This is a genomic window from Mesorhizobium sp. M5C.F.Ca.IN.020.29.1.1 (assembly GCF_003997375.1).
Lineage (GTDB): Bacteria > Pseudomonadota > Alphaproteobacteria > Rhizobiales > Rhizobiaceae > Mesorhizobium > Mesorhizobium wenxiniae.
The window spans coordinates 1-5,000 of the sequence record NZ_RZSW01000475.1; the positions used below are offsets into that span (position 1 = coordinate 1).

Consider the following 5,000-nt stretch of genomic DNA (forward strand, 5'->3'; position numbering starts at 1 on the left):
GTGCCGCGCACGACTGATCTGATCAAGGCTCTTTCCTATTCCTCTGCGTCGGCAACGACGTCGGATTTCCTGGATGTCTGGGCATGCGGATTGCGCGCATGGAACAGGTCGAGATCGGCTTCGATGCGATCGAGCAGATTGTTGCGCACCATGTCGTAGCCAAGCTCGATCGCGGCCGCGAAGCCGTCCGAATCAGCCCCGCCATGGCTTTTCACCACGATGCCGTTCAGACCCAGGAAAACACCGCCATTGGAGCGGCCGACGTCCATCTTTTCGCGCAGGCGATCGAAGGCGCCCTTGGCAAATATATAGCCGATCCTGGCCATCAGCGTCCGGTCCATCGCGGCGCGCAGGTAACCGGCGATCTGTCTTACCGTGCCTTCCGCCGTCTTCAGCGCGATGTTGCCGGCAAATCCTTCGGTGACGACCACGTCGACCGTGCCCTTGCCGATGTCGTCGCCCTCGACGAAACCATGGTAGTTCATCGAGGCCATGTTGGCCTCGCGCAACATGCGGCCCGCTTCCTTGACCTCTTCCTGGCCCTTGATCTCCTCGACGCCAACGTTGAGCAGACCGATGCTCGGCCGTTCGATGCCGAACACCGAGCGCGCCATGCCGGTGCCCAAAATGGCGAAATCAACCAGTTGATGCGCATCCGCGCCGATGGTGGCGCCGACGTCCAGCACCACGCTTTCGCCGCGCAACGTCGGCCAGAGCGCCGCGATCGCGGGACGGTCGATGGTCGCCATGGTGCGAAGGCAGAATCTCGACATCGCCATCAGCGCGCCGGTGTTGCCGGCCGAGATGCAGGCGTCGGCAGTGCCTGCCTTGACCGCCTCGACCGCTTTCCACATCGACGACTTCCAGCGGCCATGGCGCAGCGCCTGGCTCGGCTTGTCGTCCATCCTGACTGCTATGTCGCAGTGGATGAACTCGCTCACTTCCGCCAGCTTGGGGAGTTTTGCGAGTTCGGGGCGCACCGCCTCCTCGCGACCATAGATGACGAAGCGGATGTCGGGACGCCGGGTCGCGACCGTCATGAGCGCCGGGATGACCACGCTTGGTCCGTGATCGCCGCCCATGGCATCGATGGAAATCCTGATCACGCGGTGTTCATCTCACAGTTTGCTTGAGCGAGCGCCTGGCGCTGGCAACGGTTTGGGGCTCGCGAAGGTTCGGCGAAAATAGCGTTTTTGGGCTGCCGCACAACCGGCTTTCTCCGATTGGGTCGGGTTTTCAGGATTTTCCGAGCAGGGAACGCAGCTGTTGCTGGAATTCGCTTTCCGCAGTCCCGGCATCGTCGGCAGCCTCCATCGAAACGCCTTGCTTGCGCGGATAGGGATCGATCGCCAACCCAAAGAACTGTTCGGCGAGCGCCCCGACGTCAATCGAATTGCCGGAAAACGTTTCAGGACTGTCCGGCCCTTCGGCATCAAGCATTATCTCGCCGCCGCCCTCGAAACCAAGCCGCCCGAGCTTGGACTGCTCCGGCAGAAACAGTGCGTCGACCGCCTCGTCGATATGCGCCTCGACCGGGTCGAGGGAGACGACGCAGGCTTGGGTGATATCGGCCTCGACGCGGCCGCTGACCTTGACGCCGTTGCGCTTCCATGGCGCCACCAGCAGTTCGGCGCGGTAGTTCTCGACCGAGAGCAACCCGTGCTCGCCCGCCAGCGCGGCGCGCTGCGCGGCGTCAGCCTCGATCACCACCGGCAGTCCCTTTTGCGGCAGCCGGGCGACATTGGCCACGAAGGACACGGGGCTCTGGTGAGCGGGGCTCTGGGAATCGGCGTGTTTCATCTTATCCTTAGATAGTCTTGGCGACGGGGAATGCCACCGTGCCGGAAACAATCGATTCGGTCGCCTGTTCCGCGAGTCGCCTGGAGACATCGGCGACGTAGCCGGCCAGATGCGTTGCTTGCGGCCAAGCGCCGGTATCGGGCCGGACATTGCGGGCAAGGGCAGCGACGAGTGCATCATGGTCGTTTCGTTCCACCGCATCGTCATAGGCGGCGGTGCGGCCATAAAACATCTTCGCCAGTTTCTTCATGCGCTTCGGCACACCGACGTCGCCGATGCCCAGTTCCCGCAGTGAATGCTCGACATCCATGAAGAATTCGTCGATCAGCACCTGCGCGACCTCCCCGGCAACACCGCCCTCGCCGCGCAGCCGGTGCTGGAACAGGAACATGTGCAGCGACAGCATCTCGAAGCGGCCGAGCGGCGTGTCCGGTACATTCCAGTCGGAATAAAACACAGTTTGCCGCGCCGCTGCCACGATTTGTGCGTAAAGCGCCTCGGTGATAGCGCGGTTGGCGTGACGTTCGCGACCAAAAAGGCGCTGGAACATTGAGGGTGGTCTCCCGGGGACCGTTTGTTGAATTGGCCTTGTTGCATCGGCGAGCAAGCTGGTTTACCGGTTTTGCGGCCCAGCGCAAGTTGCGGCCAGCTAATGGAGTTGTAGTTGCGCGCGCTGAAATTCAAGTCGAGTTTTCTGCCCAGGTCCGCTTTGTCCAGGTCCACCCGCGCGGTCTCGCTGCTGGTGGTTGCTTCGGCGCTTTCCGCCTGCAACTCGTCGAAGATGATCGGTGATCTCAATCCGAGCGAGACGCTGACGCAGGGCTACGTCATCGACCAGCAGGCGATCGACCTGGTGCCGGTCGGCTCGAGCCGCGAACAGGTGCTTCTGGCGCTCGGCACCCCGTCGACGAAGGCGACTTTCGACAACGAGGCCTTCTACTACATCTCACAGACGCGCAAGCGTTACGTCGCCTTCGACAAGCCGAGGCTGGTCGACCAGAAGGTGCTGGCGGTCTATTTCGGCGAGGACGGGCGCGTTACCCAGATCGCCAATTACGGCCTGAAGGACGGCAAGGTGTTCGACTTCATCTCAAGGACCACGCCGACCGGCGGCAAGGACCAGAACTTCCTCAGTCAGATCATCAACGGCGCCAGCAAGCTGGCGCCCGGCCTCCCCGGCGGCGGCGGCAGCTCGCTCGGCGGCACCTGATCCATCCCGACAGGATCGGCTTTTCATCCTTCCTTTTGCTTCCCTGGAAGCAGCAACATCTCAGGCGACCGAAAACCCGCGGGAGCGATCCTGCGGGTTTTTGTTTTTGAGACAGCAAGCCATCATCGCAGCTGCGGGCCGCAGACGCCTGAACGCGAGCTTTGGAGCCGTCACGGCATCAATGCCCTGATGCTGTATGTCCAAAATAGAAGAACCCGCGGGATAGCTCCCGCGGGTTCGGTTCTGGATTTCGGGCCCGGAACAGCCGAGCGGCCTCAGCCGTGCGCGAGCACGGCCAACAGCAGCAGGGCGACGATGTTGGTGATCTTGATCGCCGGGTTGACAGCCGGACCGGCGGTGTCCTTGTAGGGATCGCCGACCGTGTCGCCGGTCACCGAGGATTTGTGCGCCTCGGAACCCTTGAGGTGCTTGATGCCGTCCTTGTCGGTGAAGCCGTCCTCGAACGATTTTTTCGCGTTGTCCCAGGCGCCGCCGCCAGAGGTCATCGAGATGGCGACGAACAGGCCGTTGACGATGACGCCGAGCAGCGAGGCACCAAGTGCTGCAAAGGCGGACGCCTTCGAGCCCGAGAGCAGCAGCACGCCGAAATAGACGACCAACGGCGCCAGCACCGGCAGCAGCGACGGAATGATCATTTCCCGGATCGCCGCCTTGGTCAGAAGATCGACCGCACGCGCATAGTTCGGCTTCGACGTGCCGGCCATGATGCCCGGATCCTCGCGGAACTGCTTGCGCACCTCTTGGACGATGGCGCCCGCCGCACGGCCGACGGCGGTCATGGCGATGCCGCCGAACAGATACGGAATCAGACCGCCGAAGATCAGGCCGGCGACGACGTAAGGGTTGGAGAGGTCGAAAGAGACTTCGCTCATACCCTGGAAGTAAGGATATTTGTCGCTATTGGCGGCAAAGAACTTCAGGTCGTTGGAGTAGGCCGCAAACAGCACCAGCGCGCCGAGACCGGCCGAACCGATGGCGTAACCCTTTGTCACCGCCTTGGTGGTGTTGCCGACGGCGTCGAGCGCATCGGTGGACTGGCGCACTTCCTTGGGCAAGCCGGCCATTTCGGCAATGCCGCCGGCATTGTCGGTGACCGGGCCGAAGGCGTCGAGCGCAACGATCATGCCGGCAAGGCCGAGCATCGTGGTGACTGCGATCGCGGTGCCGTAGAGGCCGGCGAGCTGGTAGGTCGATATGATGCCGCCGACGATGACGATCGCCGGAAGTGCCGTCGATTCCAGCGAGACCGCAAGACCCTGGATGACATTGGTGCCGTGACCGGTGACCGAAGCCTGGGCGATGGAGTTCACCGGGCGCTTGCCGGTGCCGGTATAATATTCGGTGATCACCACGATGAGGCCGGTCACCGCGAGACCGATCAGGCCGCAGATGAACAGGTTCGTGCCGGTGATGGCTATGCCGGCGACCGTTCCGATCTCGCCCCAGCCCAGCGTTGCCGAGGTGGCGATGCCGAGGCCGACGATCGACAGCAGGCCGGTGACGATCAGGCCCTTATAGAGCGCGCCCATGATCGAGCCGTTGGAGCCGAGCTTGACGAAGAAAGTGCCGACGATGGAGGTCAGGATGCAGGCGCCGCAGATGGCCAGCGGATAGAGCATCGTGGCACTGAGAACGGCGGTGCCGCCGAAGAAGATGGCGGCGAGGACCATGGTGGCGACCACGGTCACCGCATAGGTCTCGAACAGGTCGGCGGCCATGCCGGCGCAGTCGCCGACATTGTCGCCGACATTGTCGGCGATGGTGGCCGGATTGCGTGGATCGTCTTCCGGAATGCCGGCTTCGACCTTGCCGACGAGATCGCCGCCGACGTCGGCGCCCTTGGTGAAGATGCCGCCGCCGAGACGGGCGAAGATCGAGATCAGCGAGGCGCCGAAGCCGAGCGAAACCAGCGAGTCGATGACGACACGGTCGTTTGGCTGAAGGCCCATGAATTGGGTGAGGATCAGGT

General features: G+C 62.9%; 5 protein-coding genes. 1 reads left to right on the forward strand and 4 read right to left on the reverse strand.

From position 1 onward, the window contains the following. Positions 1–35: 35 nt before the first annotated feature. The 3 genes from plsX to EOA85_RS27445 form a co-directional block, all read right to left on the reverse strand. Positions 36–1,106, reverse strand: coding sequence for a phosphate acyltransferase PlsX (plsX, locus tag EOA85_RS27435; protein WP_029353422.1), 1,071 nt, complete (start codon positions 1,104–1,106; stop codon positions 36–38). Positions 1,107–1,236: 130 nt separating this feature from the next. Beyond that, the gene (locus tag EOA85_RS27440; RefSeq protein ID WP_127211862.1) at positions 1,237–1,800 is read right to left on the reverse strand and encodes a DUF177 domain-containing protein; all 564 of its coding nucleotides are present in this window, start codon (positions 1,798–1,800) and stop codon (positions 1,237–1,239) included. A gap of 7 nt (positions 1,801–1,807) precedes the next feature. Then, the gene (locus EOA85_RS27445) at positions 1,808–2,350 is read right to left on the reverse strand and encodes a ubiquinol-cytochrome C chaperone family protein (RefSeq protein WP_127211863.1); all 543 of its coding nucleotides are present in this window, start codon (positions 2,348–2,350) and stop codon (positions 1,808–1,810) included. A gap of 114 nt (positions 2,351–2,464) precedes the next feature. On the opposite strand from EOA85_RS27445, the gene EOA85_RS27450 reads away from it, so the two are divergent. Further along, positions 2,465–3,010 (forward strand): outer membrane protein assembly factor BamE, encoded by a 546-nt coding sequence (locus tag EOA85_RS27450; protein WP_127211864.1) that lies wholly within the window; start codon positions 2,465–2,467, stop codon positions 3,008–3,010. Positions 3,011–3,285: 275 nt separating this feature from the next. Here the strand turns inward: EOA85_RS27450 and EOA85_RS27455 are convergent. Next, the coding region (locus tag EOA85_RS27455) for a sodium-translocating pyrophosphatase (protein WP_127211865.1) at positions 3,286–5,000 on the reverse strand (1,715 nt) is incomplete at its 5' end.

Excerpts from the sequence above, each read along its gene's own strand:
- EOA85_RS27440 (WP_127211862.1), bottom strand. The coding sequence starts at position 1,800 with ATGAAACACGCCGATTCCCAGAGCCCCGCTCACCAGAGCCCCGTGTCC.
- EOA85_RS27445 (WP_127211863.1), bottom strand. The coding sequence starts at position 2,350 with ATGTTCCAGCGCCTTTTTGGTCGCGAACGTCACGCCAACCGCGCTATC.